The organism is Pseudonocardia halophobica (assembly GCF_027922425.1).
Lineage (GTDB): Bacteria > Actinomycetota > Actinomycetes > Mycobacteriales > Pseudonocardiaceae > Pseudonocardia > Pseudonocardia halophobica.
Genome location: NZ_BSFQ01000035.1, coordinates 43,509 through 70,296, shown reverse-complemented (window position 1 = coordinate 70,296; position 26,788 = coordinate 43,509). Strand labels below are relative to the sequence as shown.

Sequence of the window (26,788 nt, the reverse complement as noted above, 5' to 3'; positions counted from 1 at the left end):
CACTCACTCCGATCAGCGCAGGTACTGGCAGGTGTCGCGGGGCAGGAACGTCCCGTGCCCGGGCTGTCCGAGGTACTCGCCGCCCGCGATGATCACCTTGCCGCGGGAGAGCACCGTCTCGACCTTGCCGGTGGTGGTCCGGCCCTCGTAGCAGGAGTAGTCGACGGCCATGTGGTGCGTGGCCGCCGAGTGCGTGTGCTCCGCGGTGGGGTCGTAGATCACGATGTCGGCGTCCGACCCGGGCGCGATGGTGCCCTTGCGCGGGTAGAGGCCGAACATCCGCGCCGGCGTGGCGCACGCCAGCTCGATCCACCGCCGCCGCGAGATGTGCCCGTCGACGACGCCCTGGTGCAGCAGGTCCATCCGGGTCTCGACGCCCGGGAGCCCGTTCGGGATCTTCGTGAAGTTCCCGCGCCCCAGCTCCTTCTGCCCCTTGAAGCAGAAGGGGCAGTGGTCGGTGGAGACCACCGACAGGTCGTCGTTGCGCAGCCCCCGCCACAGCGCGGCCTGGTGCTCGGCCGGGCGCAGCGGCGTCGAGCAGACGTACTTGGCGCCCTCGAAGTCCGGGCGCGCCAGGTCGTCCGTGGACAGGAACAGGTACTGCGGGCAGGTCTCGGCGAACGCGTTCACGCCGCTCTCCCGCGCGTGCGCGATCTCCGCGAGCGCCTGCTGCGCCGACAGGTGCACCACGTAGAGCGGGGCGCCGGCGACGCGGGCGAGCTGGATCGCGCGGTAGGTCGCCTCGGCCTCGAGCAGCGCGTGCCGGACGTCGCCGTGGTACCGCGGGTCGGTCTGCCCGCGCGCGAGCGCCTGCTCGGCCAGCACGTCGATGGCGATCCCGTTCTCGGCGTGCATCATGATCAGGCCACCGGTCTCGCCGGCCTTCTGCATGGCACGAAGGATCTTGCCGTCGTCGGAGTAGAAGACGCCGGGATAGGCCATGAACAGCTTGAAGCTGCTCACGCCCTCGCCGACGAGCACCTCCATCTCCTTGAGCGAGGACTCGGTGACGTCGGCCAGGATCATGTGGAAGCCGTAGTCGATCGCGCACTTCCCGGCGGCCTTCTCGTGCCAGGCGTCGAGGCCCTCGCGCAGCGACCGCCCGACCGACTGGATCGGGAAGTCGATGATCGTGGTCGTGCCGCCCCACGCCGCGGCGCGCGTGCCGGTCTCGAAGGTGTCCGCGGCGAAGGTCCCGCCGAAGGGCATCTCCATGTGCGTGTGCGCGTCGACCCCGCCCGGGATCACGTACCGGCCCGCCGCGTCGAGCTCGGTGTCGGCGCGGAAGTCCAGCGCGCCGGGCGCGGCCAGCGCGACGACCTTCTCGCCGTCGACGAGGACGTCGGCCACCACCTCGTCGGCCGCGGTGATCACCGTGCCGCCGCGGATCGCCAGGGTGCTCACGACGGGCCTCCCTTCGCCGGAACCGCCGCCTCGAGCGCGTCGACCAGGATCGCCAGCCCCTCCTCGGCCTCGTCGGCGGTGAGCGACAGCGGGGGAGCGATGCGCAGGACGTTGCCGTGCAGGCCGCCCTTGCCGACCAGCAGCCCGCGCTCCCGGCAGCCCTCCAGCACCACGGTGGCGAGCGCCGGCGCGGGGCGGCCGGGCGTTCCGGAGCCCGGCTCGACCAGCTCGACGCCGATCATCAGGCCCTTGCCACGGACGTCGCCGACGACCGGCACCCGGGCCGCCTTCAGCCCGTCGAGCAGGATCGGGCCGACCTTCGCCGCGTTGGCCTGCAGGTCGTGCTCGCGCAGGTGGCGCAGGTTCGCCAGCGCGCCCGCCGAGGTGATCGGGCTGCCGCCGAAGGTGGAGATCGAGTTCGCCGGCAGGTTGTCCATGATCGACGCCGGGGCGATCACGCCACCCATCGACAGCCCGTTCCCGACGCCCTTGGCGAAGGTGACGATGTCCGGCGTGGCCCCATGCGCCTGCCAGCCCCAGAAGTGCTCGCCGGTCCGGCCCCAGCCGGTCTGCACCTCGTCGGAGATCCAGAGGATGTTCCTCGCCCGGAGCACCTCCGCGAACGCGCCCAGCACGCCGTCGGGCCCCGAGGTGAAGCCGCCGACGCCCTGGATCGGCTCGGCGATCAGCGCCGCCACCCGCCCGTCCGTCTGGTCGAGCACGTCCTCCAGGTCCGCGACGCAGGCCTCGACGAAGTCCTCGTCGGACAGGTGCGCGAAGGGCGACCGGTACCGCTGTCCACCGTGGACGTAGTAGGTCTGGAAGGGCGAGAGCGAGGTCGGCGACCAGGCGCTGTTGCCGGTGATCCCGATCGTCGAGAAGGACCGGCCGTGGTAGCTGTTGCGCAGCGCCAGGATCTGGTTCGCCCCGTTGCGGGAGCTGGCCAGCAGCAGCGCGGCGTCGTTGGCCTCCGTGCCGCTGGTGGTGAGGAAGACCTTCGCGTCGGGGATGCCGCTGACCTCGGCGATCTCCTCGCACAGCTCCACCATGGGCCGGTTCAGGTACAGCGTGGACGAGTGGACGATCTTCGCGGCCTGCGCGGCGACGGCCTCGGTGACCGCGGGGAGCGCGTGCTCGGTCATCGTGGTGAGGATGCCGCCGAAGAAGTCCAGGTAGCGGTTCCCGTCCGCGTCCCAGACGTGCCGGCCGGAGCCGTGGTCGAGCTCGATCGGCTCGGCGTAGTAGAGCGCGAGCCAGCTCGGCAGGACCGCGCGGGTGCGGTCGTAGAGCTCGCTCATGACTCCACCAGCGGGCCGTACGCGTCGGGCCGGCGGTCGCGGTAGAAGGCCCACAGCTGCCGGACCTCCTCGATCATGTCCAGGTCGAGGTCCCGGACGAGCAGCTCCTCCTCCGTGCCGGACGCGACGTCGCCGACGAACTGCCCGCGGGGGTCGACGAAGTAGCTGGTGCCGTAGAAGTCGTTGTCCCCGTACTCCTCCACGCCCACCCGGTTGATCGCGGCGACGAAGTACTCGTTGGCCACGGCGGCGGCCGGCTGCTCGAGCTGCCAGAGGTAGGCCGAGAGCCCGCGGCTCGTGGCGCTGGGGTTGAACACGATCTCGGCGCCCGCGAGGCCGAGCGCGCGCCAGCCCTCGGGGAAGTGCCGGTCGTAGCAGATGTACACGCCGACCTTGCCGACCGCGGTGTCGAACACCGGCCAGCCGAGATTGCCGGGCTTGAAGTAGTACTTCTCCCAGAAGCCCTTGACCTGCGGGATGTGGTGCTTGCGGTACTTGCCGAGCACGGTGCCGTCGGCGTCGATCACGGCGGCGGTGTTGTAGTAGTTCCCGGCGCTCTCGATCTCGAAGACCGGCACCACGAGCACCATCCCGGTCTCCCGGGCGAGCGCCTGCATGCGCTGCACGGTCGGCCCGTCCGGCACGGGCTCGGCCCAGCGGTAGTGCTCGGACTCCTGCACCTGGCAGAAGTACGGGGCGTTGAAGACCTCCTGGAAGCCCATGACCTGGGCGCCCTGCTCGGCGGCGGCACGGGCGTACGACTCGTGCACGTCGACCATGGACGCGGTGTCGCCGGTCCACTTGGCCTGCAGGATCGCCGCCCGGACGGTTCGCGACATCGAAGCCCCCCTTCGCGCGGAACGTGAGGCGGTCACCTTGCTGCCGCGACGCCCGCCCGCGCAAGGGGCATCGGTGCCGCGACGCGTGATCGTCACGTCCGGTGCGCGTGCTGTCACCCCGTTGCCGAGTCGTGACCGCGGGAGACCGGTTGGAGGCAGTGGGAACCTGTCGGTAACGCCGCCGTCATGCCAACCTCTCAGGATTCGCCTTCGTCCGGATCACCGGGCGAGCGAGGGGGGCACCATGGGGAGCACGCGGAGGCTGCGCAGCGCGGCGTCGGCCGTCGCCGCGTTCGTCCTGCTGGTCGTGCTGTGGGAGCTGGCCAAGCTCGTCCTGCCCGACGCCGGCGTGACGGTCGGCGGCACCCGGATCCTGCCCCGGACCGACGACGCCGCGATGCCGCATGTGTGGACGGTGCTGGCCCGGCTGGGCGCCCCGGAGGTCGCGGGCGCCGCGGAGCCGCGCGCGGTCGGGGCGGCGATCGCCTCGGGCGCGCTGTTCACCCTCGGGCTCGCGCTGGGCGGGCTGGTCCTCGGCGGGATCGCCGGGGTGCTGCTCGCGGTGCTCATGCAGCGGTTCGCCGTCGCCGAGAAGGCGGTGCTGCCCTACGTGATCGCCTCGCAGACCGTCCCGCTGATCGCGATCGCGCCGCTGGTCGCGGGATGGGGCGGCAAGATCGCGATCGGGGGCTGGGCGTGGGAGCCGTGGGCCAGCGTCATGGTGATCTCCTCCTACCTCGCCTTCTTCCCGATCTCGGTCGGCATGCTGCGGGGGCTGACCTCGCCGCGGGAGGCGGACGTCGAGATGTTCCGCAGCCTGGCCGCGGGCTGGTGGACGACGCTGGTGCGGCTCCGGCTGCCCGCGTCGGTGCCGCACCTGGTCCCGGCCGTGCGCCTGGCGGCGGCCGCCGCGGTCGTCGGCGCGATCGTCGCGGAGATCTCCACCGGCACCCGCGGCGGGATCGGACGGTTGATCATCGAGTACGCGCAGTCCGCCACGGGCGACCCCTCGCAGATGTACGCCGCCATCCTCGGTGCGGCCGTCCTGGGCCTGGTGGCCGCGGGCGCGGTCGGGCTGCTGGAGCTGGCGCTGCGGCGGTACCGGGGGAGCGTCGCGTGAGCACGGAAAGGAATGCGGAGACGAACGCCGCGGGGAACGCGGGGATCAGCGCCGTCGAGCTGCAGGGGGTGGACAAGACCTTCGGCGTCGTGCGGGCCCTCGCGGGTGTCGACCTGACGGTCGCCGCGGGGGAGTTCGTCTCGCTGATCGGCCCGTCCGGCTGCGGCAAGTCCACGTTGCTGCGGGTGGTCGCGGACCTGGTGGAGCCGACCGCCGGGACCGTGGCCGTCGCCGGCACGAGCGCCCGGCAGGCCCGGCTCGACCAGCGCTACGGCATCGCGTTCCAGCAGGCCGGCCTGCTGGACTGGCGGACGGTCGCCGAGAACGTCGAGCTGCCGCTGCAGGTCCACGGGGTCGGCAGGGCGGAGCGGCGGCGCCGGGCGGTGGAGCTGCTCGAGCTCGTCGGGCTCGCGGAGTTCGCGGGGGCCCGGCCGGCCGAGCTGTCCGGCGGCATGCAGCAGCGGGTCGCGATCGCGCGGGCGCTCGCGCCGAGCCCGGGGCTGCTGCTGATGGACGAGCCGTTCGGCGCCCTCGACGAGATGACCCGCGAGCGGATGCAGGCCGAGCTGCTGCGGATCGCCGGGGAGACCGGCGCCGCGGTGCTGTTCGTGACGCACTCGATCCCCGAGGCCGTCGTGCTCTCGGACCGGGTCGTGGTGATGTCGCCGCGGCCGGGGCGGATCACCGAGATCGTCGCCGGGCGCCGTCCGCCGGTGGCCGGGGACGACCTCGTCCCCGACACCGTGGAGGACGTCCGCGAGACCGCCGCGTTCTTCGAGGCGGTCACCGCGGTGCGGGAGGCGCTGCGCAAGGGCGCCGCGACCGAGGGGCACGCGGAATGAGCGCGGAATCGAGCGCGCTGTGAGCGCGCCGGTCGGGGGTGCGGCCGCCGCGGGTGGCGTCGGTGCGGTGGCCGGGCCGGGCCGCCGGTTCCGCGGCGTCTCGGTGATCGTCGCGCCGGTGGTCTTCGGGGCCGCGGTCCTGGTGGTCTGGCAGCTGGTCGTGACGGTCGGCGGGCTGCCGGCCTTCCTGCTGCCCGCGCCGACCGCGATCGCCGAGCAGATCGGCGCGCAGTTCCCGGTGCTCCTCGAGACCGCGGCCGTCACCGGCGGGAACGCGCTGGTCGGGCTGGTCCTCGGGTTCGTCCTCGGGGTGCTGCTCGCGATCCTCGCCGCCGGCGTTCGGGTGGTGTCGGACCTGGTCACGCCGGTGGTGCTGGCGGCGAGCGCCATCCCGATCGTCGCGCTGGCGCCGGTGTTCACCACGATGTTCGGCTCCACCACCGAGATCCCGCGGCGGCTCGTCGTGATGGTCGTCGTCGTGGTGCCGGTGTACGTGTCGACCGCGCGCGGGCTCCGCCAGGTCCGCCCGGTGCACGACGAGCTGATGGTCGCCCTGGCGGCCACCCGCCGTCAGTACACCCGGTTCGTGCGGTTGCCCGGGGCGATCCCGTACGTGATGACCGGCCTGCGGCTCGCCGCACCCGCCGCCGTGATCGCCGCGATCGTCGCGGAGTACTTCGGCGGCCTGCAGAACGGGCTGGGCAGCCGGATCTCCGCGGCCGCCGCCAACACCGCCTACGCCCGCGCGTGGGCCTTCGTCGCCGCCTCGATCGTCCTGGGGCTGCTCTTCTTCCTCGCCGGGCTGCTCGCCGAGCGGCTCGTGACCCGCAACCGCCCCGGAGGTGCCTCGTGAAGAGACCCCGTTTCGGCCGCACGGCCCTGGCGGCGATCGGCGCCGCCGCGGCCGTCGTGCTCGCCGCCTGTTCCACCACGCCCGCCGGCCAGCAGGCCTCCGGTGGCGCCACCACCGCGGCCGGCGGTCTGCAGCCGGTGACCCTGCAGCTGCAGTGGTTCACCCAGGGCCAGTTCGCGGGCTACCTGGCCGCGATCGACCAGGGCTACTACCGGGAGAAGGGGCTCGACGTCCGGATCAAGGAAGGCGGTGTCGACATCGTCCCGCAGACGGTGCTGGCGCAGGGCCAGGCGGACTATGCGATCGCCTGGGTGCCCAAGGCCCTCGCCTCGCGGGAGCAGGGCGCCGCGATCACGGACGTCGCGCAGATCTTCCAGCGCTCCGGCACCCGGCAGGTGGCGTTCGCGGACAAGGGCATCACCCAGCCCGGGCAGTTCGCCGGGAAGAAGATCGGCAACTGGGGTTTCGGCAACGAGTTCGAGCTGTTCGCGGGCATGACCAAGGCCGGCCTCAAGCCCTCCGACGTGACGCTCGTGCAGCAGCAGTTCGACATGCAGGCGCTGCTCTCGGGCGAGATCGACGCGGCGCAGGCCATGTCCTACAACGAGTACGCGCAGGTCCTCGAGGCGCAGAACCCGGCGACGGGGCAGCTGTACCAGCCGTCGGACTTCACGGTCGTCGACTGGAACACCGACGGCACCGCGATGCTGCAGGACGCGATCTGGGCGAGCACCGACAAGCTCTCCGACCCCGCCTACCAGGACCGGACGGTGCGCTTCGTCGCGGCGTCGATCAAGGGCTGGGCGTACTGCCGGGACAACGTCGCCGCCTGCCGCGACATCGTGGTCAAGGCCGGGTCGAAGCTCGGCGCCAGCCACCAGCTGTGGCAGGTCAACGAGGTCAACAAGCTGATCTGGCCCTCGCCCGCCGCGGGCGCCGGCACGATCGACCCGGCGGCCTGGGCGCAGACGGTGAACGTCGCCCGTACCGCGGTCAACGCCGACGGCCAGACCGTGCTCACCAAGGACCCCGACCCCGAGGCCTACAGCAACGACTACGTGACCAAGGCGATCGACATGCTCAAGGGCGAGGGGGTCGACGTCGTGGGCACGAGCTACCAGCCCGAGACCGTCACCCTCAACCCCGGCGGCAACTGACCGCCGGCTGCAACGACGATCCGCTGAGACGGGGCGCCCGGGCGAGCGGCCCGGGCGCCTCGCGGCCTCCCGGAGCTGCTGTCCGCGAGTCGCGAGTTCCGGTAGCGCGAGTCGCGAGTTCCGGCAGCGCGAGTCGCGAGTTCCGGCAGCGCGCGGGTTGATCAAAGCCTCTCCACACATGATCGGCGACTGCGTGCAGCGGGGACAGCTCGACCAGCCGCACGTGCACACCAGTGGCGATCATCAGGTGCTGTCGGCACAGTCGTGCGGCGCGGCTGGTGCCGTAACTAGCGCTTCCGTGCAGTGGTGGCGGGTCAAGGAGCCCTGCGCGCACACCTTCGGCGATCACCGAGACGAGACGCGCCTGTCGCACTGCCCCGGCCGACTCGCCGCCGACCTCCGCTCGTAGTCGAGCGAAGCGCTGCCCGGAGCTGCCGCGCAACGCCTCACACACCCCGTCCGCCGGCCCTCGGCGTTCTCGCAGACTGCACTGACCAGGCGATCTGAACGAGTGTTCTGTACGCCACACCTCCGGGCGGTCAGAACTGACTGTTTCGCTGCTACGGTGCGGGGAAGGCGACGGCGCTCCGCGCGGGCACCGTCGGCAGCAGTCCGCTGCGACCTCACCCGCGAGACAAGGAGCTCGACCGTGCGTGATGCAGTCATCGTCGAAGCCGTGCGCACCCCCGTCGGCAAGCGCAACGGCGGCCTGTCCGGCATCCACCCCGCCGACCTGTCGGCGCACGTCCTGACCTCGCTGGCCGAGCGGTCGGGCGTCGACCCCGCCGTGATCGAGGACGTCATCTGGGGCTGTGTGTCCCAGGTCGGCGAGCAGACCATGGACATCGGCCGCACCGCCGCGCTCGCGGCCGGGTTCCCGGAGACCGTCACCGGCGTGACCGTGGACCGCCAGTGCGGGTCCTCGCAGCAGTCCGTGCACTTCGCGGCCGCCGGCCTGATCGCGGGCCAGTACGACGTCGTCGTGGCCGGTGGCGTCGAGTCGATGTCCCGGGTGCCGATGGGCTCCTCGTCCAACGGCCAGAACCCGTTCGGCGAGAAGTTCCTCGCCCGCTACGACGGTGTCTTCCCGAACCAGGGCATCGGCGCCGAGATGATCGCCGAGCAGTGGGGCTTCTCCCGCACCCAGCTCGACGAGTTCGCGATCGGCAGCCACGAGAAGGCCGCCGCCGCCCAGTCCTCGGGCCGGTTCGAGAGCCAGATCGCCCCGGTCACGCTGCCCGACGGCACCGTGATCAGCCAGGACGAGGGCATCCGCCCCGGCGGCTCGGTCGAGGGCCTGGCCAAGCTGAAGACGGTCTTCAAGGAGGACGGCGTGATCCACGCCGGCAACGCCTCCCAGATCTCGGACGGCTCGGCCGCGCTGCTGATGACCACGTCGGAGAAGGCCGCGGAGCTCGGCCTCACCCCGATCGCCCGGGTACACACCGCCGTCCTCGCCGGTGCCGACCCGGTCATCATGCTGACCGCGCCGATCCCGGCCACCCAGAAGGCGCTCGCGAAGTCCGGCCTCAAGATCGACGAGATCGGCGCCTTCGAGGTCAACGAGGCGTTCGCCCCGGTGCCGATGGCGTGGCTGGCGGACATCGAGGGCGCGGACGTCAAGGCGCTCAACCCCAACGGCGGTGCGATCGCCCTGGGCCACCCGCTGGGCGGCTCCGGCGCGCGGATCATGACCACGCTGGTCCACCACATGCGCGACAACGGGATCCGCTACGGCCTGCAGACGATGTGCGAGGGCGGCGGCCAGGCCAACGCCACCATCCTCGAGCTGCTCTGACCCCCATTCGTCGAGGGCGCGGCGCCGACCGGTGCCGCGCCCTCGTCACTTCCCCCACCGAGCTGGAGGTTCCTCACCCCATGGACATCACCGGACAGGTCGCGCTCGTCACCGGCGGGGCCTCCGGTCTCGGCCTCGCCACCGCCGAGACCCTGCTCGACGCCGGCGCGTCGGTCGTGATCGTCGACCTGCCGTCGTCGCAGGGCGCCGAGATCGCCGAGAAGCTGGGCGAGAAGGCCCGGTTCGTCGCGGCCGACGTGACCGACGAGGCACAGGTCACCGCGGCGCTCGACGTCGCCGCCGAGCTGGGCACGCTGCGCGTCGCGGTCAACTGCGCCGGCATCGGCAACGCGATCAAGACCGTCGGCAAGCAGGGCGCGTTCCCGCTCGACGCCTTCACCAAGGTCGTCACGGTCAACCTGATCGGCACGTTCAACGTGATCCGGCTGGCCGCCGAGCGCATCGCGCAGACCGACCCGGTCGACGGCGAGCGCGGCGTCATCATCAACACGGCCTCGGTCGCGGCCTTCGAGGGCCAGATCGGCCAGGCGGCCTACTCGGCGTCGAAGGGCGGTGTCGTCGGCATGACGCTGCCGATCGCCCGCGACCTCGCGAGCGCGCAGATCCGGGTCAACACCATCGCGCCGGGGCTGTTCGAGACCCCGCTGCTGGGCGGCCTGCCCGAGGAGGCCAAGGAGTCGCTGGGCAAGCAGGTGCCGCACCCGGCCCGGCTGGGTAAGCCGAGCGAGTACGGTCTGCTCGCCGCGCACATCGTGGCGAACCCGATGCTCAACGGCGAGGTCATCCGCCTCGACGGCGCCATCCGCATGGCCCCGCGGTAGGGAGTTCCCGACATGAAGCGCACCCTCTACGACAGCGACCACGAGGCCTTCCGGGAGTCGTTCCGGAAGTTCGTCGAGGTCGAGATCGCCCCCCACGACGAGCAGTGGAACCGGGACAGCATCGTCCCGCGGGAGGTGTTCGCGAAGGCGGGGAAGAACGGCTTCCTCGGCATGGACGTGCCCGAGGAGTACGGCGGCGGCGGGGTCAAGGACTTCCGCTTCAACGCCGTGGTCATCGAGGAGCTCATGCGCGCCGGGTGCGGCGGCTCGGGCCTCGGCCTGACGCTGCACAACGACATCTGCATGCCGTACTTCCTCACCTACGCGAACGAGGAGCAGAAGAAGCGCTGGCTCCCCGGCATCGTGTCCGGTGACCTGATCACCGCGATCGCGATGACCGAGCCGGGCATCGGCTCCGACCTCGCGTCGATGTCGACGACGGCTCGCCGCGAGGGCGACCACTACGTCGTCAACGGGGCGAAGACCTTCATCACCAACGGGATCAACGCCGATGTGGTGATCACCGCGGTGAAGACCGACCCGTCGCAGAAGCACAAGGGCATGTCCCTGCTCGTGCTCGAGCGCGGGATGGAGGGCTTCGAGCGCGGCCGCAACCTCGACAAGCTCGGCCAGCACGCCCAGGACACCGCGGAGCTGTCGTTCACCGACGTCCGGGTCCCGGTCGCGAACCTGCTGGGCGAGTCGGAGGGGCAGGGCTTCACGCAGCTGGTCACCAAGCTGCCGCAGGAGCGGCTGTCGATCGCCGTCGCGGGCGTCGCGGCCGCGGAGGCCGCGCTGAACTGGACCCTGGAGTACGTCAAGGAGCGCAAGGCCTTCGGCCAGCCGATCGGCTCGTTCCAGAACTCCAAGTTCGTGCTCGCCGAGATCGCCACGGAGGTCGAGCTGGCCTGGCACTACGTCGACGACTGCATCCGCGCGCTCAACGCGGACGACCTCACCGCGGTCGACGCCAGCAAGGCCAAGTACTGGTGCACCGAGCTGCAGGGCCGGGTCGTCGACCGCTGCCTGCAGTTGCACGGCGGCTACGGGTACATGAACGAGTACCCCATCGCGAAGGCGTACGCGGACGCCCGGATCACCCGCATCTACGGCGGCACCACCGAGATCATGAAGGAGGTCATCGGCCGTTCCCTCGGCCTGTGACCTCGCCTGTGACCTCATGACGGGCACCGAACCCAGGACCCGGGCGCAGCGCACGAGCGACAGCCGCGCCCGGATCCTGGACGCCGCGGTGGCCGCCCTCGTCGAGGGCGGCTACTCCGGCGCCACCACCCTCACCATCCAGGCCGGCGCGGGCGTCTCCCGCGGACGCCTGCTGCACCACTTCCCCTCCCGCGACCTGCTGCTGGTCGCCGCCGCCGGGCACCTCGCCGCCAAGCGCGTGCAGGACACCGAGGACCGCCTGACGCGCCTGCTCGACGAGGAGGGCACCCGGGACGTCCGCCGGCGGGCCGACCGGGTCGTGGAGCTGCTGTGGGAGAGCTTCTCCGAGCCCCACTTCTGGGCCGCGATCGAGCTGTGGACGGCCGCGCGGTCCAACCCGGACATCGCCGGGGCGCTGCGCCCGACCGAGCGCGGGCTGGGGTCCGCGATCCGCGAGTCGATGGCGCGCATGTTCGGCGAGGAGCTCGCCGGGCACCCGCGCTTCCGCCAGCTCCGCGACATCCTGCTCACGAGCATGCGCGGAGCCGCCCTGACCTACGCCTTCGATCCGCGCGACCACACCACCGATCCGCTGGTGGCGCAGTGGAAGGACCTGGTCAGGACGTTGCTGACCACCTGACGCCACATCTCGGACGCACCGTCGCCCGCCCGGGTTGCTTCTTCGTGGGGAATCCGACTTCTCGCAGCGGAGCCGTAACGTCGCGGGATCTCACTGAGCGTGGTCAGCACGCACTCACCTGATCACGCAGGGTCGAGCTGGTTGACAGTTGAACGCGTGTATAACATCGTTATGACTCGCCTCAGTGACCTCTCAGCCACCCTCTGGTGACCGTCCGGAAGGGACCTCGCTAGCTTCTCGACATCCCGATCGGTCACGCAGAGCAACCCCTTTGTCGTACCGGACGGGTGGTCATGAGAAACCTGAGAGGGGAGACCTCCATGCAGATGCGCACCACCGTTCGTCGGACGGCGACGGTCGGGGCACTGGCCCTCCCGTTCGCCCTGGCGGCGTCCGGGATGGCGTTCGCGGGCGAGTCGGGCGGGCACGGACACGGGCACGGGCACGACTGCGACGGCGCCGGTCCGGTCGCGACCCAGGACGGCGGGCTGCTCGGGCTCGACGGCGGCGTGAACCCGGGCCTGAACGTCGGCGGCGTGCTGGGCAACGGGCCCACCACGCAGCAGGTCGTCCAGGCCGACCAGGCCAACTCGGGGATCGTGCAGTCAGGCGGTGGCTGCACGAACCCCGGCGCGGAATCGATGGTCGGCTACGCAGGCTCCGCATTCCAGAGCAGGGACCTCGTGGACGCGGCGCTCGACGTGAGCCCGGGCGTGAACGTCGGCGGCATCGGCGGCGGCCCGGTGAGCCAGTCGATCAGCCAGGTCGACCGGTCCAACTCCGGGATCCTGCAGGACGGGCCGGGTGCCGGCGGGTTCGCCTCGCAGCAGGGCGGCCTGCTCGGGCTGGACCTGGACGTGAGCCCGGCGATCAACATCGGCGGCATCCTCTCGGGGTCGACGCAGCAGTCGATCGCCCAGGCGGACGCGTCGAACTCCGGGATCGTGCAGGGCTGAGGGCCCGCCCGGGAACGCTCCGCCCGGGTCCTGCGCGACGGTCCCGGGCGGGGCTCCGGCCGGTCCGCCCGAGTGCTCGGCGGTGGGCGCTCGGGCGGGCCGGCCCCCGGAGACCGCTGTCCACGGCCGGACCAGCGGTTTCCGGTCCGACGGCGACGGAGCGTGGCGACGCGGGATCCGGATCACCCACCCGGAGCCGTGAGTCCCGGAGATCGGAAAGTTAGCCTGCCCTGAGTAAAGAGAGGCTTGCCGACCGTGCCTGACGCCGGGCACCGAGAGGACACGATGACCGTCGCGCCCACGAACACCCCCGACCACCCGCGCGCCGAGCGGGCGGCCGACGGCGTGGAGGTGGTCGACGTCCTCGGGATCGGGTTCGGGCCGTCCAACCTGGCGCTGGCGGTCGCGCTGGCCGAGCGCAACGCCGCGGCGCCGCCGGACGAGCGGCTGAGCTACCGGTTCGTCGAGCGGCAGGAGCGGTTCGGCTGGCACCGCGGGATGCTCCTCGAGGACGCGACGATGCAGATCTCGTATCTCAAGGACCTGGTCACGCTGCGGAACCCGGCCAGCCCGTTCACCTTCCTCGCCTACCTGCACGACCGGGACCGGCTCGTCGACTTCATCAACTACGGCAGCGCGTTCCCGACCCGGCTGGAGTTCCACGACTACCTGGAGTGGGCGGCCGCGCGGTTCGCCAACGTGGTCGAGTACGGCGCCGAGGTCACGGAGGTCGTGCCGGTGGAGGGTGAGGGGACCGTCGAGCTCGCCGAGGTGGTCGGCTTCCGCTCCGACAGCGGGCCGGTGCGGATCCGGGCGCGCAACGTCGTGCTGGCCCCCGGACTCACGCCGAACGTCCCGCGCGGGGTCACGCTCGGGCCGCGGGTCTGGCACAACCGCGACCTGCTCCACCTGGCTCCGCAGCTGCGCACCGCCGCGCGCTGTGCGGTGGTGGGCGCCGGGCAGAGCGCCGCCGAGACCGTGGACTACCTGCACCGGACCTACCCGGACGCCGAGGTGCACGCGGTGTTCGCCCGCTACGGCTACAGCCCGGCGGACGACAGCTCGTTCGCCAACCGGATCTTCGACCCGGCGGCGGTCGACGACTTCTACGCCGCGCCCGACCCCGTCAAGAAGATGATCATGGGTTATCACGCGAACACGAACTACTCCGTGGTCGACCCGGACCTGATCACCGAGCTGTACCGGCGGCACTACCACGAGCGGGTCGCGGGGCGGGAGCGGCTGCGCTTCCACAACGTGTCCCGGGTGGCCGACGTGGTCGACACCGGCGAGCGGGTCGAGCTCGCGGTGGAGTCGCTGATCGACGGGGCGCGGGACGTGCTGACCGCGGACGTCGTCGTCTACGCCACGGGGTACCGGCCCACGGACCCCTTGTGGCTGCTCGACCCCGCCCTCGCCGCCGCGTGCACCCGCGACGACGCCGGCCGCCCCGAGGTCCGCCGCGACTACCGGCTGACCACGGGCGCGACCCCGCAGGGCAGGCCCGTCGACGTCGGGCTGTTCGTGCAGGGCGCGACCGAGCACACCCACGGCATCACCTCGACCCTGCTCTCCACGGTCGCGGTGCGGGCGGGGGAGATCGCGGCGGCGCTGGCCGGCGCGACCACCCCCGCCCCGGCCCGGCTGCCGGCCTGGGAGACTGCCTAGCCGAGGACCTCGGCCAGCTGCGGGGAGACCTCGTCCGCCGCGTACGGCAGGCTCAACGGGCTGGAGTAGCCCAGCGCGCCGGCGAACGGGGTGGTGTAGCCGCCCATGTTCACGACCCGGCCCTGCTGCACGGCGTTGAGGTTCTGGAACACCGGCGAGTCGTACTGCTCCTGCGTGCGGCCCATCGACACGATCACGTCCTGGTCGAGCGGGCCGAGCGTCTCCGGGCTGAGCGTCTCGGTGGTGGCCGGGACGGTGAAGCCCAGCCCCGTGAACAGCTGGGCGCGCAGGTCGTCCGTCCCCAGCTTGTACGGGGTGCCGTCGACCATGAAGTCCATGGCCAGCGTCCTGCCGGCGAACGACGGCGCGGCGGCGTCCTTCAGCTTCTGCTCGGTCTCGGCGATCACCTGCTCGGCCCGGTCGCTGCGGCCGAGCGCCTGCCCGGTGATCCGGGTCTGCTCCTGCCAGGTGGCGGCGGCACCCTCACCGTTGGCCGTCGGCTGGGCGACGGTCGGGGCGATCGTCGACAGCCGCTCGTAGGTCGGCTGGTCGATGAACGAGTACACCCCGAGGATCAGGTCGGGCCGGAGGCTCGCGATCGTCTCGAGCGGCAGCTCGCTCGACGCCAGCGGCACGGGCCGGGCACCGTTCTTCGCCGCGGCGGCCCAGGGCCGGTTCTGCCAGTCGAAGCCGCCGAAGAACTCCCGCTCGGCCAGCGGCACCACGCCCAGGGCGAGCGCGAAGTCGCCCTCGTTGAAGCCGATGGTGACGACGCGCGTCGGCTCGGCCGGGATCGTCGTCTCGCCGTAGGCGTGCTTCAAGGTCACCGGGAAGGCGTTCTGCGCCGCGGCCGACGTCTCGGGCGCGCCGGACGAGGGGGCCTGCGAGGGGCTGGAACAGGCGGCGGCCACGAGGGCGGTCAGGGCGGCCGCGGCGAGCGCCCGCAGGGCGGTGCGCCCGGCGCGGCGGCCGGGGCGGGGGACGTGCGACATCTGGGTCCTTCCAACGACGATCACGATCCCGGTGAGGTTTGCCTAACCAACTGATCGTGTCAATTCAGGCGGCGTGCCCGATTCGTGTCGCGCAGTGCTGCCCGTGCCGCCGCCCGGGGTCGGTCCTGTCGATCAGTGCCGCTCCGCCCACGCCGCCCACAGCCGCGCGTACACGCCGTCCGCGGCGACGAGCGCCTCGTGGGTGCCCTGCTCGACGATCCGGCCGCCGTCGAGCACCACGACGTGGTCCGCCCCGGCGGCCTGGGTGAGCCGGTGGGCCACGGTGATCGCCGTGCGCCCGGCCAGCGCCCGCTCGGCCGCCGCCTCGAGGACCCGGGAACCGGCGCTGCCCGCCTCGGCGGTGGCCTCGTCGAGGATGGCGACCGGCGGGTCGGCCAGCACGAGCCGGGCCAGCGCGAGCTGCTGGGCCTGCACCGCGGTGAGCGCGTGCGCCCCCGCCCCGACCACGGTGTCGAGACCGTCGGGGAGGGTCTCCGCCCAGCTCAGGGCGTCGACCGTGGCGAGCGCGGCGCGCAGCTCGGCGTCGGACGCGCCGGGCCGGGCGAGCCGCAGGTCCTCGGCCAGCGGCCCGGCGAACACGTGCACCTCCTGCGTGATCAGCGCGATCGTGCCCCGGACGCCGGCCGGGCCGAGCTCGGCGAGCGGCACGCCGCCGAGGTCGACCGCCCCGCGGGTCGGCTCGTGCACCCCGGCGAGGATCGACGCCAGCGTGGTCTTGCCCGCGCCCGACGCCCCGACCAGCGCGACCCGGGTCCCGGCCGGGACGTCGAGGTCCACGCCGTGCAGCACCGGGTGCCCCTCGACGTAGGCGTGCTCGAGCTCCTTGGCGCGCACCCCGCCGTCGATTGGGACGCCCGGCTGCTCGGGCTCGGTCTCCGGGTCCAGCGAGGCGACGCCGACGATCCGGGCCAGGCTCGCCGCCGCGGACTGGGCGACGTCGAGCAGGAAGAGGACCTGGTTGACCGGCCCGAACAGGTTGATGAAGTACAACGCGGCCGCACTCGCCGCGCCGACCGTGGCCCCGCCCGAGCCCACCAGCAGGAAGCCCGCCCCGAGCACGCCCGCGACCCCGACGAACTCGGCGGCGTTGAGCCGGCCGAAGAACCGGGTCTGCAGGACGACCACCCGGCGGTTGAGCTCGACGACCTCACCCGCGCGCTCGCGGATCCGCACGGCGCGGCGGTCGTGCAGCCGGAAGGCGCGCACGGTCCCGATCCCGCCGACGGTGTCGAGCAGCTCCTGCTGCTGCGCACCCCCGGCGATCCGCTCGGCCGCGTAGACCTTCTGCGAGCGGCCGAGGTACCAGCGCGCGGTCCACACCTGGATCGGCACGGCGAGCAGCGCGCCGACGAGGAAGCGCCAGTCCAGCGCGGCCAGGCCCACGAGGGTGAGCAGGATGATCAGCGCCGCCCGCGCGAACTCGGGCACGGCCTCGCGGACCGCCTCGCCGACCGTCGTGACGTCCGTGGTGACCCGCGCGGTGAGGTCGCCCGAGCCGGCCTCCTCGAGCCGGCCGAGCGGCAGCTCCAGCGCGCGGGCGACGAACCGCTCGCGCAGCGTGGCCAGCATGGTCTCGCCGACCCGGGCGAGCAGCCGCAGGCCCAGCACGGCCAGGACGCCCTGCACGATCGCGACCACGACCAGCAGCAGCACCGGCGCCGTGAGGGCTGCCGGCTCGCCACCGCCGACCACGAGGTCGACGATCCTGCCCAGCAGGGGAGCGGTGACCAGGCTCGCCGCCGCCCCGGCGACCAGCGCGAGCACGGCGGCGACGGCCCGTCCGCGGTGCGGCCGGGCCAGCTCGCCGATCGCGGCCCGGACCGCGCGGCCGTCGGCGACGGGGAGCAGTCGGCGTGTGCTCACGCGAGCACCAGGCCGCGGTAGGCGGGGTCGCCGGCGAGCAGGTCGGCGTGCGTGCCCTCGGCCCGCACCCGTCCCTCGTCGACGACGACGACGCGATCGGCCACCGCGAGCAGCGTCGGGCTCGTGGTGAGCAGCAGGGTGGTCCGGCCCGCGCGCAGCAGCCGCAGCCCCTCGGCGATCCGCGCCTCGGTGACCGTGTCGACCGCAGTGGTCGGGTCGTGCAGCACCAGCACCGGGGCGTCGGCGACCAGCGCCCGGGCCAGCGCGACCCGCTGCCGCTGCCCGCCGGACAACGACCGGCCCTGCTCGGTGACCGCGGTGTCCGCGCCCTCGGGCAGGCTCTCGACGACCTGGTCGGCACCCGCGGCGGCCAGCGCGGCGGCCGGGTCGCCCGGCCCGCCGGCCCGGACGTTGTCGGCGACGGTCCCGGCGAACAGCGCCGCCTCGTGCGCCGCGACCAGCACCACCGCGCGGGCCTGCTCCGGCGGGTACGCACCGAGCGGGACCCGGTCGAGCTCCACGCTGCCCTCCTCGGGATCGGTCTCGCGGGCCAGCGCGGCCAGGAGCGCGGTGGCGGCCGCCGGATCGGCGACGACCCCGACCAGCTCTCCGGCCGGGACGTCGAGGTCCAGCCCGGTCAGCGGCCCCGCGCGCAGGCCGCGCACGGTGAGCGCGCCGGGGGAGTCCTCGGGGACGGGGCGGTCGCCGGGCGCGACGGCCGGCGGCGCCGACAGCACCTCGGCGATCCGCTCCGACGAGGCGCGCGCCTGCGCGAGCCGGGCGTTGACGAAGCCGATCGTCTCCAGCGGCCCGACGAGGAACTGCGCGAGCCCGACGGCGGCGACCAGCCCGCCGACGCTGAGCTCGCCGGCCAGCGCGAGACGTCCGCCGACGAGCGCGACCAGGGCGAGGAACAGGCCGTTGAGCAGCAGGACCGCGCCCTGGAACCACGCCTGCGAACCGGTGGCCCGCAGGGTCGCGCGCAGGGCCGCGCGGCTGGTGCCGGTGTAGCGGTGCACCGCGGCCGGCCCCGCGCCGATGCCCTTCAGCACGCGGATGCCCGCCACGAGGTCCGCGGCGACGCCCGACGCCTGGGCGGCCCGCTCCTGCTCGGGCCCGCTCCGCTTCTCCAGGGGGCGGCCCAGCAGGTGCAGCAGCAGGAGCAGCGGCGGCGTGCCGAGCAGGATCAGCAGCCCGAGCGGGAGCGAGATCCGCAGCAGCGCGACGGCGGCGACCACGAGCGCGGTGCCCTGCGCCAGGAGCAGCGGCAGCCCGAACCCGAGCCCGGCGACCCGCTGGGTGTCCGAGGTGGCCACGCTCGCCAGCGCACCCGGGAGCCGCCCGGACTCGGCGCCGCCGCGCGGGTCCAGCACCCGGTCGGCGATCCGCAGCCGCAACCGGCGGTCGGTGTGCCGCTCGGCGTGCCTGGCCCGGCGCGCGCCGAAGCGGTAGCAGTTCGACAGGAAGAGGAAGTCGAGGCCCAGCACGAGCAGCCACAACAGCATCGCCCGCAGGTCCCCGCCGGCGACGCCCTGGTCGATCACGACACCGACCAGGACCGGGACCAGCGCCTCGCCGGCCTGGTGCCCGCAGAGCAGCAGCACCGCCGCGAGCACGTGCCACCGTTCGGCCCGGATCGCTCCCCATCGGACGGACCGCCCGGTGATCTCCCCCGTCATGTGGGGAAGGCTAACCTCACCCACCGACGCTCTCGGGGTGCCGGTGGTCGTCAACGCACTGTCCGTTCGGGTCTTCTCCGGCCCCGTCCGCCGTGGGTAGCGTCGGTGCTCCTGCCCGTCGACGTGCGAGGAGATCATGTCCGACCTCACGACCCTGCGCGCGGTGAGCGGCCTCCCCGCCGACCCGCCCGCGCTGTCCGCGTCCACGCTCGTCCTGATCGACTGCCAGAACACCTACACGCGCGGCCTGATGGAGCTCGAGGGCGTGCAGGCGGCTCTCGACCAGGCCGAGGAGCTGCTCGACCGGGCCCGCGCCGCCGGCATCCCGATCGTCCACGTCCAGCACGACGCCGGCCGCGGCACGCCGTACGACGTGCGGGAGGAGATCGGCGCGATCGTCGCCCGGGTCGCGCCGCGCTCCGGCGAGGCGACGGTGGTGAAGCACTACCCGAACTCCTTCACCGGCACCGAGCTGGACACGCTGCTCAAGCAGCACCCGGCCCGCCCGCTGCTGCTCGCCGGGTTCATGACGCACATGTGCGTGAACTCCACCGCCCGCGGCGCCTTCAGCCTGGGCTACGCGCCCACCGTGGTCGGCGGCGCCACCGCCACCCGCGCGCTGCCGGGCACCGGCGGGGGCCCGGAGGTGTCGGCCGCCGCGCTGCAGGCGGCGAGCCTCGCCGCGGTCGCCGACCTGTTCGGGGTGGTCGTGGCCGACCAGCGGGAGATCCCGGACTAGGCCTGCGGTCCTCAGCGGTCTCCCAGGATCGCGGGAAACGATCCCGGGGCCGGCGCCGAATGCGTGTACGCAGGCCGCTCCGGTCCCGGGACGTGCCTGCCGCTGCCCTCGCCGAGGAGGTCGCATGACGCAGGTCCGACCCCGCACCCGGACGCGCCTGCGGTGGGTGCTGCCGGTCGTCGTCCTCGCCGTGCTGGCCGGGTGCACGGCCACGGGTCCGGCGCCGGGCCCGGCCGTGCCGGTCGTCGACGGGCAGCTGGCCCAGCAGCTCAAGGGTGCGGTGACCGACGCGGGAACCGTCGTGCACCTGCAGGAGCTCCAGGGGATCGCCGACCGGAACGGGGGCAACCGTGCCTCGCCCGGCCCCGGGTACGTGGCGAGCGTCGACTACGTCACCGGCGTCCTGCGCGACGCCGGGTACGACGTCGCGACGCCGGACTACCCGTTGTCGCGGCGGCGCGGCGGCGAGGACGGCCGGACCACGGCGCAGAACGTCGTCGCGCAGACGCGTACGGGCGATCCCGCCCACGTCGTGATGATCGGCGCGCACCTCGACTCGGTGAAGGAGGGGCCGGGCATCGTCGACGACGGGTCCGGGGTGGCGGCGCTGCTGGAGATCGCGACCCGGCTCGGCTCGTCGCCGGCGGTGCGCAACGTCGTCCGGTTCGGGTTCTGGGGCTCGGAGGAGACCGGGGCGCAGGGGTCGACGGGCTACGTGACGAGCCTGTCCGACGAGGAGCGCGGGAAGATCATGCTGTACCTCAACGTGGACATGATCGCCTCGCCGAACGGTGGCTACTTCGTGCAGGGCGGGACGGGGGACGAGGTCTCGGAGGCCGGCCCCCCGGGCTCGGCGGCCGTGGCCGACGTGCTCGCCGCCCAGCTGGGCAGCACGGGGGTGGACGTCGAACGCATCAAGTTCGTCGGCGACGACGAGACCCCCTTCGTCGCCGCCGGCATCCCCTCGGCGGGAGCGGAGAACGGCGACCGCCGGAGGAAGAGCGAGGAGCAGGCCCGGACCGACGGCGGGCAGGCCGACGAGGTCTACGACCCCTGCTACCACCAGGCCTGCGACCGGCTGGAGAACGTGAACCGGACGGTGCTGGACCGCTACCTGCACGCGCTCGCCGGCACCGCCGCCCACTTCGCGACGTCGCCGGAGACGATCTCCTGACCCGGATCAGCGGGTCAGCTCGGCCCACAGCACGTCGAGGTGCTCCGGGCCCGTGCCCAGGCCGCCGATCGCCACGCGGATCGCGTAGCGCCCGTCGATCGTGGTGTGGGTGAGGAAGGCGCGCCCGCTGGCGTTGACGCGCTCGAGCAGGGCGCGGCCGGCGGCGTCGTCGGGCTCGCCGTCGGGGCCGAGGACGTGCAGGCAGACCAGGGCGAGCGAGGGCGGCGCGGCCAGGGAGAACCGCGGGTCCGCCTCGACCCGCGCGGCCAGGTCCTGCGCCAGCGCCACGTGCCCGCGGATCCCCTCCCGCAGCCCCTCGAGCCCCGCGCCCTGCACCACCGCCCAGAGCTTGAGCGCGCGGAAGCGGCGGCCGAGCGGCACCTGCCAGTCCCGGTAGTCGACGACCTCGCCGGAGTCGGTCGCGGCGTTGCGCAGGTACTCCGGCGTGATCGACAGCGCCGCCGGCAGGGCGGTGCCGTCGCGGACCCACAGGAACGACGCGTCGAACGCCGTGGCCAGCCACTTGTGCGCGTCCGTGCAGACCGAGTCGGCCAGCTCCGCGCCGTCGAGCACGTGCCGGAACTCCGGGCAGAGCGCGGCCACGCCCGCCCAGGCCGCGTCGACGTGCACCCACGCGCCGCCCGCGACCTCGCAGACCTCGCGCACGGGGTCGATCGCCCCGGTGCCGGTGGTGCCGACGGTCGGGCACACCAGCACCGGCCGCAGCCCCGCCGCCCGGTCCTCGGCGAGCATCCCGCCCAGCGCCTCGGCGGACATCGCGAGCGTGCCGGGGGAGAAGGGCACGGTGCGCAACGCCCGGGACCCCAGCCCGGCCACCCGCACCGCTTTGGCCAGCGACGAGTGCGTCTCCGCGGTGACGTAGACGCGTTCGGTGCCGTCGACGCCGGTCTCCCGCCACTCCGGCGACGCCCGGTGCAGCGCGGCGAGCAGCGCCACCAGGGCCGCCGACGACGCCGAGTCCTGCAACGACCCGCCCCCGCCGCCGGCGAAGGTGAACGTCTCGCCGAGGCCGAGCGCCCGGGCGAACCCGTCGACGAGCACCTGCTCCACCTCGGTCCCGGCGGGCGAGGTGGACCAGAGCATCCCCTGCGCGCCGAGCCCGCCGGAGGCGAGGTCACCGAGCAGCGACAGCAGCGAGGCCTGCGCGGGGAAGTAGCCGTAGAACCCGGGGTGCTGCCAGTGCAGCGACCCGGGGACCACGACGTCGTCGAGCAGGTCGGTCAGCGCCACGCCGAGGTCGTCGGCGGGCTTGTCGGGCAGGTCCGCGGGCAGCGCGGCGCGGATCTCCCCGGGCCGCACCGCCGGCCGGACCGGCAGCTCCGCCAGCCCGGCGCGGTGCGCGGCCACCCAGTCGACCAGCGCGTGGCCGAGCCTGCGGAACTCCTCCGGATCGAGATCGGGCACCCCGGCAACCTAGGTCGTGAGCGGCGAGCGTCGCCACTCACGCGCCTCACACCGCGGGCTGGGAGACCAGCGAGCCCGCCTGGTTCTGCTCGCGCAGCGCGGTCTTGAGGACCTTGCCCGAGGGGTTGCGGGGCAGGGCCTCGACGATCGCGACCCGGCGCGGCCGCTTGTACCCGGCGAGGTGCTCCTTGCAGTAGGCCTCGATGGACTCGACGGTCGGCGGGTCGGCCGGGTCCGCGGGCACGACGACGGCCAGCGGCGTCTCGCCCCACTTCGGGTCCGGCACCCCGATCAGCGCGACGTCCCCGATGCCCGGGTGGCCGGCCAGCACGTTCTCCACCTCGGCGCAGTAGATGTTCTCGCCGCCGGAGATGATCATGTCCTTCTTGCGGTCGACCACGTAGTAGTAACCGTCCTCGTCCTGGCGCACGAGGTCCCCGGAGTGGAACCAGCCGCCGCGGAAGGCCTCGGCGGTCTCCTGGGGCTTGTTCCAGTACCCGCTCATCACCAGCGGGCCGCGGTAGACGATCTCGCCGATCTCGCCGGGCGCGACGTCGTTCATCTCGTCGTCCACGACCCGGACCTCGACGTTCGCCATCGGCGTCCCGACCGAGCCGATCTTGCGGATGGAGTCCGCGCCGCGCAGCAGCGTGGTGACCGGGCTGCACTCGGTCTGCCCGAAGGACGTGGTGACCTCGGCCTGGGGGAAGGTGTCGATCATCGTCTGGAGCAGGGTGGTGGACGCGGGCGCCGCGCCCCAGGAGATCCGGGTCAGCGCCGAGAGGTCGCGGTCGGCGATGCCCGGCACCGCGCAGATCGCCGCCCACTGGGCCGGCACGCAGAAGCAGGAGGTGACCTGCTCCCGCTCCAGGATGTCCAGCGTCTCGACCGGGTCGAAGTTGCCCGACTTCGGGATCACGACCGTGCCGCCCGCGGTGATCGCGATGTGCGAGCCCGCGACCCCGGCGATGTGGAACAGGGGCGCCGCGGACATCGACACCCCGTGCCGGCCGGTGCCGCCGAGGTGGGCGATGTTGGAGAACGAGTGCAGGTACAGGTTGCGGTGGCTGAGCATCGCGCCCTTGGGCCGCCCGGTGGTGCCGGACGTGTACATGATGAAGGCGGTGTCGTCGTCCGAGTTCGGCAGCTCGACGTAGTCCGGCGACGCCGCGGCGAGCACGTCCTCCAGGTCCCCGCCGATCGTGATCACCTGGCGGACGCCCGGTGCCTTCTCCAGCGCCTTGTCCAGCGTGGGCGCCAGGCCCGCGTCGACGATCACCGAGACGGCACCGGAGTCCGTGAGCGCGTACGCCACCTCGTCCGCGACGAGCCGGAAGTTGATCGGCACGCAGATCGCGCCCGCGCGGAGCGGCGCGATGTAGGCCTCGAGCAGGTCGGCGCTGTTCAGGCCCAGCACCGCGACCCGGTCGCCGGGGGTGACCCCGCCGGCGGCGAGGGCGTTCGCGAGCCGGGTGATCCGGTCGTCCGACTGGGCGTAGGTCCGTCGGACGCCGGCCCCGGCGTCGACGAACAGCACGGTCTCGGGGGTCACGCGCGCCCAGCGCGCGACGATGTCGCTGAAGCTCATGCCACGGCCGACGATGGCGCCTGACTGCGTCGTCATGCCGCACAGCCTGCCCAATTGAGCGAACGTTCGGCAAGGTCCGTTCGGGCCGGAGCGGGACCGAACAGGTCAACGGCTCGAGGCCGCGGGAGCCGGGCGCCGCCGACCTGTGCGATCAGTGCGGGTAGCGGTCCCGCAGCTCCTGCTTGACCAGCTTGCCGGTGGGGGTGCGGGGCAGGAAGTCGGTGAAGTCGACGCTGCGCGGCGCCTTGTAGTGCGCGATCCGCTCGCGGACGAAGGCGATCAGCTCGCGCTCCAGCTCCGGCCCGGCGTCGACCCCCGGCGCGGGCTGCACGATCGCCTTGACCGACTCGCCCATCTCCGGGTCCGGCACGCCGATCACCGCGACGTCGAGCACCGCGGGGTGCGTGACCAGCACGTCCTCGACCTCGCGCGGGTAGATGTTCACACCACCCGAGATGATCATGAACGCCTTGCGGTCGGTGAGGAAGAGGTAGCCGTCCTCGTCGAGGTAGCCCAGGTCGCCCGTGGTCGTCCAGGTCGGGTGGTCCGGGTGGGTCGCGCCGGCCGTCTTCTCCGGGTCGTTGTGGTACTCGAACGGCCGCTCGTCCCGCTCGAAGTAGATGGTGCCGACCTCGTACGGCGCGAGGAGCTTGCCCTCGTCGTCGCAGATCCGCACGGTGCCGAGCCCGGCCCGGCCGACGGTGCCCGGCCGCTCCAGCCACTCCGGCGAGCTCACGAACGTGATCCCGTTGGCCTCGGTGGCGGCGTAGTACTCGTGGAGCACCGGGCCCCACCAGTCGATCATCGCCTGCTTGACCTCGGGCGGGCAGGGTGCGGCGGCGTGGATCGCGACCCGCAGCGACGCGTGGTCGTACCTGCGTCGGGTCTCCTCGGGCAGCTTGAGCATGCGGACGAACATCGTCGGCACCCACTGGCTGTGCGTGACCGAGAAGCGCTCGATCGCGGCCAGCGCGGCCTCCGGGTCGAATCGCTCCATCACGACGGCGGTGCCGCCGATCGCCTGGACCGTGGCGCAGAAGCGCAGCGGCGCGGCGTGGTACAGCGGCGCGGGGGAGAGGTAGACGGTCTCGGTGTCGAAGCCGTACATCGGCCCGAACAGGTCGATGTAGGTGTCGCCCGGCTCGTCGACCGAGGAGTCCGGCAGCGTCGGCTTGATGCCCTTGGGGCGGCCGGTGGTACCGGAGGAGTAGAGCATGTCCGCGCCGCGGGGCTGCTCGGGCAGGGGCTCGGCCGAGACGCCCTCGAGGGTCTCGTCGTAGTCGGCGTAGGCGTCCGAGCCGGGGATCGGGCCGCCGAATGCCAGCCGGACGTCGACGGAGACCTGGTCGCCGATGGCGGCGGCGAGCCCGGCCACCCCCGCGGACGCCAGCAGCGCCTTGGCGCCGCAGTCCGTGACGATGTAGGCCGCCTCGGGCGCCGAGAGATGGTGGTTGACCATCGTGACGTAGAGACCGGAGCGGCGGGCGGCCCAGTAGATCTCGAAGACCCGCGGAGTGTTCTCGGTGACGACGGCGATCACGTCGCCGCGGCGCAGCCCGGCCTCGTGCAGGTACCGGGCCAGGCGGGCGGAACCCTCCTCGAGCTGGCGGAAGGTCAGCGTCTCGCCGCTGCCGGCCATCACCACCGCGGGCTTGTCGGGTGTCGTGGCGGCGTGCGTGCCCGGGTACATGTCCGTCCTCTTCCTCGATCGACGTCCTGCTGTCGGAAGACCCGATCCTGGCAGACGATCGCCGGCGGCGGACGGAGGTGAGGCTCATCTCGCTCGGGGAGCGGGGCGCGGGCGGCGGGGAGGTGCCGGAGAGGCTGCCGCGCGGTCCCGGGCGGCTCAGGCGGAGGCCGCGGGCGGCTCCGTGCTCTCGAGGGACGGCGCGCCGGACCCGGCGCAGCGCTGTGCGGTGACGACCGTGCCGCGCGCGGAGAACCGGTTGTGCAGGCGCAGGGTCGACTCGGGGGTGACGTGCTTCAGTCGTGCGCAGACGGGACAGGTGCCGTAACCGTTCGTGACCTTCTCGCTCACGTCTCGTGCCTCTCTTCCTCTCCCGTCACCGGGTCGGGGTACCGGTGCGGGTCGGAGGAGTCTACCGGGCGAACGGAACGCGACGGCATCACCGCGACGGGTGGGAAGATCCTCACCGGACGTGCAGGTCGGCTCTCGGAGCGGAACGGGCGCCGTTCCGTGCCCGCGCGGGAACGGTGGGCGACGACCGGGAAATGGCGGGGTCGGCACGGTTCGGGTGACGAAAGACTCGCCCTTGTCACCGAACCGTGACGGATGTTCCGACGTGTGCTCAGTGGGCCGCGTGGTACGCGTCGAGAACATTGGACGGGATCCGGCCGCGCTCCGAGATCTTCATCCCCTGTGCCACCGCCCATTCCCGAATCGCCTGGTTCTGCTGGCGGTCGGAAACGGGCCGCGAGGCCGGTGCGGGCGCGCTGCCCGACGCCCGCCGGCCGGAGGTACGGCGAGCTGCGGCAATGAACGGCGCCAGCGCCTCGCGCAGCTTCTCGGAATTCTTCGCCGACAGGTCGATCTCGTACGACTTGCCGTCGACGGAGAACTCGACCTGCTCGTCCGCCTCGCCGCCGTCCAGGTCGTCGATCAGCGTGACCGTGGTCTGCTTCGCCACGTTCCCTCAGCCCTTCTGCTCACCGGGCTCCTGCCCCCACCGGGCTCCACGCGGGCAGGAAGCATCGCCCGGTGCGGT

23 protein-coding genes are annotated in these 26,788 nt (G+C 73.0%); 12 read left to right on the top strand and 11 right to left on the bottom strand.

Annotated elements, in window-relative coordinates; translation table 11 throughout:
* Positions 1-12: 12 nt before the first annotated feature.
* The 3 genes from hydA to PKE99_RS29290 are packed head-to-tail and all read right to left on the bottom strand — an operon-like array spanning position 13 to position 3,541.
* Entirely contained in the window at positions 13-1,404 is a 1,392-nt protein-coding gene (gene hydA, locus PKE99_RS29300) for a dihydropyrimidinase (RefSeq protein WP_037051179.1), read from the bottom strand.
* Complete coding sequence (locus PKE99_RS29295; protein WP_037051176.1) at positions 1,401-2,702, bottom strand: aspartate aminotransferase family protein; 1,302 nt, start codon at positions 2,700-2,702, stop codon at positions 1,401-1,403. The genes hydA and PKE99_RS29295 overlap by 4 nt, the downstream gene beginning before the upstream one ends.
* On the bottom strand, positions 2,699-3,541 hold the full coding sequence (locus PKE99_RS29290; RefSeq protein ID WP_037051174.1) for a nitrilase-related carbon-nitrogen hydrolase: 843 nt from the start codon (positions 3,539-3,541) through the stop codon (positions 2,699-2,701). Before PKE99_RS29290 ends, PKE99_RS29295 begins: the two co-directional genes overlap by 4 nt.
* Before the next feature lie 244 nt (positions 3,542-3,785).
* Here PKE99_RS29290 and PKE99_RS29285 point away from each other — a divergent pair, with 244 nt between their 5' ends.
* The 10 genes from PKE99_RS29285 (at position 3,786) to PKE99_RS29240 (ending at position 14,581) form a co-directional block, all read left to right on the top strand.
* Positions 3,786-4,661: an ABC transporter permease gene (locus PKE99_RS29285; protein ID WP_051738042.1), complete on the top strand. Its 876-nt coding sequence runs from the start codon at positions 3,786-3,788 to the stop codon at positions 4,659-4,661.
* A complete protein-coding gene (locus PKE99_RS29280) occupies positions 4,658-5,503 on the top strand; it encodes an ABC transporter ATP-binding protein (protein ID WP_037051170.1) in 846 nt (281 codons plus the stop codon). The genes PKE99_RS29285 and PKE99_RS29280 overlap by 4 nt, the downstream gene beginning before the upstream one ends.
* Positions 5,504-5,522: 19 nt before the next feature.
* Positions 5,523-6,356, top strand: coding sequence for an ABC transporter permease (locus PKE99_RS29275; RefSeq protein ID WP_197040807.1), 834 nt, complete (start codon positions 5,523-5,525; stop codon positions 6,354-6,356).
* Complete coding sequence (locus tag PKE99_RS29270; protein WP_037051167.1) at positions 6,353-7,513, top strand: ABC transporter substrate-binding protein; 1,161 nt, start codon at positions 6,353-6,355, stop codon at positions 7,511-7,513. The genes PKE99_RS29275 and PKE99_RS29270 overlap by 4 nt, the downstream gene beginning before the upstream one ends.
* 649 nt (positions 7,514-8,162) lie before the next feature.
* Positions 8,163-9,311 (top strand): thiolase family protein, encoded by a 1,149-nt coding sequence (locus tag PKE99_RS29265; RefSeq protein ID WP_037051162.1) that lies wholly within the window; start codon positions 8,163-8,165, stop codon positions 9,309-9,311.
* An 80-nt stretch (positions 9,312-9,391) separates the two neighbouring features.
* Positions 9,392-10,153, top strand: a complete 762-nt coding sequence (locus tag PKE99_RS29260) for a 3-hydroxyacyl-CoA dehydrogenase (RefSeq protein WP_037051161.1) — start codon at positions 9,392-9,394, stop codon at positions 10,151-10,153.
* A gap of 12 nt (positions 10,154-10,165) precedes the next feature.
* Positions 10,166-11,317: an acyl-CoA dehydrogenase family protein gene (locus PKE99_RS29255; RefSeq protein WP_037051160.1), complete on the top strand. Its 1,152-nt coding sequence runs from the start codon at positions 10,166-10,168 to the stop codon at positions 11,315-11,317.
* Positions 11,318-11,333: 16 nt separating this feature from the next.
* Positions 11,334-11,957, top strand: a complete 624-nt coding sequence (locus PKE99_RS29250) for a TetR/AcrR family transcriptional regulator (RefSeq protein ID WP_037051157.1) — start codon at positions 11,334-11,336, stop codon at positions 11,955-11,957.
* A gap of 320 nt (positions 11,958-12,277) precedes the next feature.
* Complete coding sequence (locus PKE99_RS29245; RefSeq protein ID WP_037051154.1) at positions 12,278-12,913, top strand: hypothetical protein; 636 nt, start codon at positions 12,278-12,280, stop codon at positions 12,911-12,913.
* A 285-nt stretch (positions 12,914-13,198) separates the two neighbouring features.
* Positions 13,199-14,581: a lysine N(6)-hydroxylase/L-ornithine N(5)-oxygenase family protein gene (locus tag PKE99_RS29240; RefSeq protein WP_081924585.1), complete on the top strand. Its 1,383-nt coding sequence runs from the start codon at positions 13,199-13,201 to the stop codon at positions 14,579-14,581.
* Here PKE99_RS29240 and PKE99_RS29235 read toward each other — a convergent pair.
* From PKE99_RS29235 to PKE99_RS29225, 3 genes are all read right to left on the bottom strand, one after another.
* The gene (locus PKE99_RS29235; protein WP_051738041.1) at positions 14,578-15,573 is read right to left on the bottom strand and encodes an iron-siderophore ABC transporter substrate-binding protein; all 996 of its coding nucleotides are present in this window, start codon (positions 15,571-15,573) and stop codon (positions 14,578-14,580) included. The genes PKE99_RS29240 and PKE99_RS29235 overlap by 4 nt on opposite strands.
* A 132-nt stretch (positions 15,574-15,705) precedes the next feature.
* The gene (locus PKE99_RS29230) at positions 15,706-17,457 is read right to left on the bottom strand and encodes an ABC transporter ATP-binding protein (RefSeq protein WP_037051152.1); all 1,752 of its coding nucleotides are present in this window, start codon (positions 17,455-17,457) and stop codon (positions 15,706-15,708) included.
* On the bottom strand, positions 17,454-19,136 hold the full coding sequence (locus PKE99_RS29225; protein ID WP_037051150.1) for an ABC transporter transmembrane domain-containing protein: 1,683 nt from the start codon (positions 19,134-19,136) through the stop codon (positions 17,454-17,456). Before PKE99_RS29225 ends, PKE99_RS29230 begins: the two co-directional genes overlap by 4 nt.
* 136 nt (positions 19,137-19,272) lie before the next feature.
* On the opposite strand from PKE99_RS29225, the gene PKE99_RS29220 reads away from it, so the two are divergent.
* Together PKE99_RS29220 and PKE99_RS29215 are read left to right on the top strand one after the other, a co-directional pair.
* Positions 19,273-19,875 (top strand): cysteine hydrolase family protein, encoded by a 603-nt coding sequence (locus PKE99_RS29220; RefSeq protein ID WP_037051148.1) that lies wholly within the window; start codon positions 19,273-19,275, stop codon positions 19,873-19,875.
* Between the two features lie 124 nt (positions 19,876-19,999).
* Positions 20,000-21,049 carry a M28 family peptidase gene (locus tag PKE99_RS29215; protein WP_051738040.1) on the top strand — a complete coding sequence of 350 codons (1,050 nt, stop codon included), beginning with the start codon at positions 20,000-20,002 and terminating at the stop codon, positions 21,047-21,049.
* Between the two features lie 6 nt (positions 21,050-21,055).
* Here PKE99_RS29215 and PKE99_RS29210 read toward each other — a convergent pair whose 3' ends face one another.
* From PKE99_RS29210 to PKE99_RS29190, 5 genes are all read right to left on the bottom strand, one after another.
* A complete protein-coding gene (locus PKE99_RS29210; protein ID WP_037051145.1) occupies positions 21,056-22,474 on the bottom strand; it encodes a pyridoxal phosphate-dependent decarboxylase family protein in 1,419 nt (472 codons plus the stop codon).
* Between the two features lie 46 nt (positions 22,475-22,520).
* Positions 22,521-24,098, bottom strand: coding sequence for a long-chain-fatty-acid--CoA ligase (locus tag PKE99_RS29205; RefSeq protein WP_037051143.1), 1,578 nt, complete (start codon positions 24,096-24,098; stop codon positions 22,521-22,523).
* Positions 24,099-24,213: 115 nt separating this feature from the next.
* Complete coding sequence (locus PKE99_RS29200; RefSeq protein WP_037051140.1) at positions 24,214-25,752, bottom strand: acyl-CoA synthetase; 1,539 nt, start codon at positions 25,750-25,752, stop codon at positions 24,214-24,216.
* 156 nt (positions 25,753-25,908) lie between these two features.
* The gene (locus PKE99_RS29195) at positions 25,909-26,100 is read right to left on the bottom strand and encodes a hypothetical protein (RefSeq protein ID WP_037051138.1); all 192 of its coding nucleotides are present in this window, start codon (positions 26,098-26,100) and stop codon (positions 25,909-25,911) included.
* A 271-nt stretch (positions 26,101-26,371) separates the two neighbouring features.
* Entirely contained in the window at positions 26,372-26,710 is a 339-nt protein-coding gene (locus PKE99_RS29190; protein WP_037051136.1) for a histone-like nucleoid-structuring protein Lsr2, read from the bottom strand.
* Positions 26,711-26,788: the final 78 nt, after the last annotated feature.

Excerpts from the sequence above, each read along its gene's own strand:
- PKE99_RS29215 (WP_051738040.1), top strand. The coding sequence starts at position 20,000 with ATGACGCAGGTCCGACCCCGCACCCGGACGCGCCTGCGGTGGGTGCTG.
- PKE99_RS29240 (WP_081924585.1), top strand. The coding sequence starts at position 13,199 with ATGACCGTCGCGCCCACGAACACCCCCGACCACCCGCGCGCCGAGCGG.
- PKE99_RS29250 (WP_037051157.1), top strand. The coding sequence starts at position 11,334 with ATGACGGGCACCGAACCCAGGACCCGGGCGCAGCGCACGAGCGACAGC.
- PKE99_RS29220 (WP_037051148.1), top strand. The coding sequence starts at position 19,273 with ATGTCCGACCTCACGACCCTGCGCGCGGTGAGCGGCCTCCCCGCCGAC.
- PKE99_RS29290 (WP_037051174.1), bottom strand. The coding sequence starts at position 3,541 with ATGTCGCGAACCGTCCGGGCGGCGATCCTGCAGGCCAAGTGGACCGGC.
- PKE99_RS29205 (WP_037051143.1), bottom strand. The coding sequence starts at position 24,098 with ATGACGACGCAGTCAGGCGCCATCGTCGGCCGTGGCATGAGCTTCAGC.
- PKE99_RS29235 (WP_051738041.1), bottom strand. The coding sequence starts at position 15,573 with ATGTCGCACGTCCCCCGCCCCGGCCGCCGCGCCGGGCGCACCGCCCTG.
- PKE99_RS29245 (WP_037051154.1), top strand. The coding sequence starts at position 12,278 with ATGCAGATGCGCACCACCGTTCGTCGGACGGCGACGGTCGGGGCACTG.
- PKE99_RS29255 (WP_037051160.1), top strand. The coding sequence starts at position 10,166 with ATGAAGCGCACCCTCTACGACAGCGACCACGAGGCCTTCCGGGAGTCG.
- PKE99_RS29285 (WP_051738042.1), top strand. The coding sequence starts at position 3,786 with ATGGGGAGCACGCGGAGGCTGCGCAGCGCGGCGTCGGCCGTCGCCGCG.
- PKE99_RS29225 (WP_037051150.1), bottom strand. The coding sequence starts at position 19,136 with ATGACGGGGGAGATCACCGGGCGGTCCGTCCGATGGGGAGCGATCCGG.
- PKE99_RS29260 (WP_037051161.1), top strand. The coding sequence starts at position 9,392 with ATGGACATCACCGGACAGGTCGCGCTCGTCACCGGCGGGGCCTCCGGT.
- PKE99_RS29200 (WP_037051140.1), bottom strand. The coding sequence starts at position 25,752 with ATGTACCCGGGCACGCACGCCGCCACGACACCCGACAAGCCCGCGGTG.
- PKE99_RS29295 (WP_037051176.1), bottom strand. The coding sequence starts at position 2,702 with ATGAGCGAGCTCTACGACCGCACCCGCGCGGTCCTGCCGAGCTGGCTC.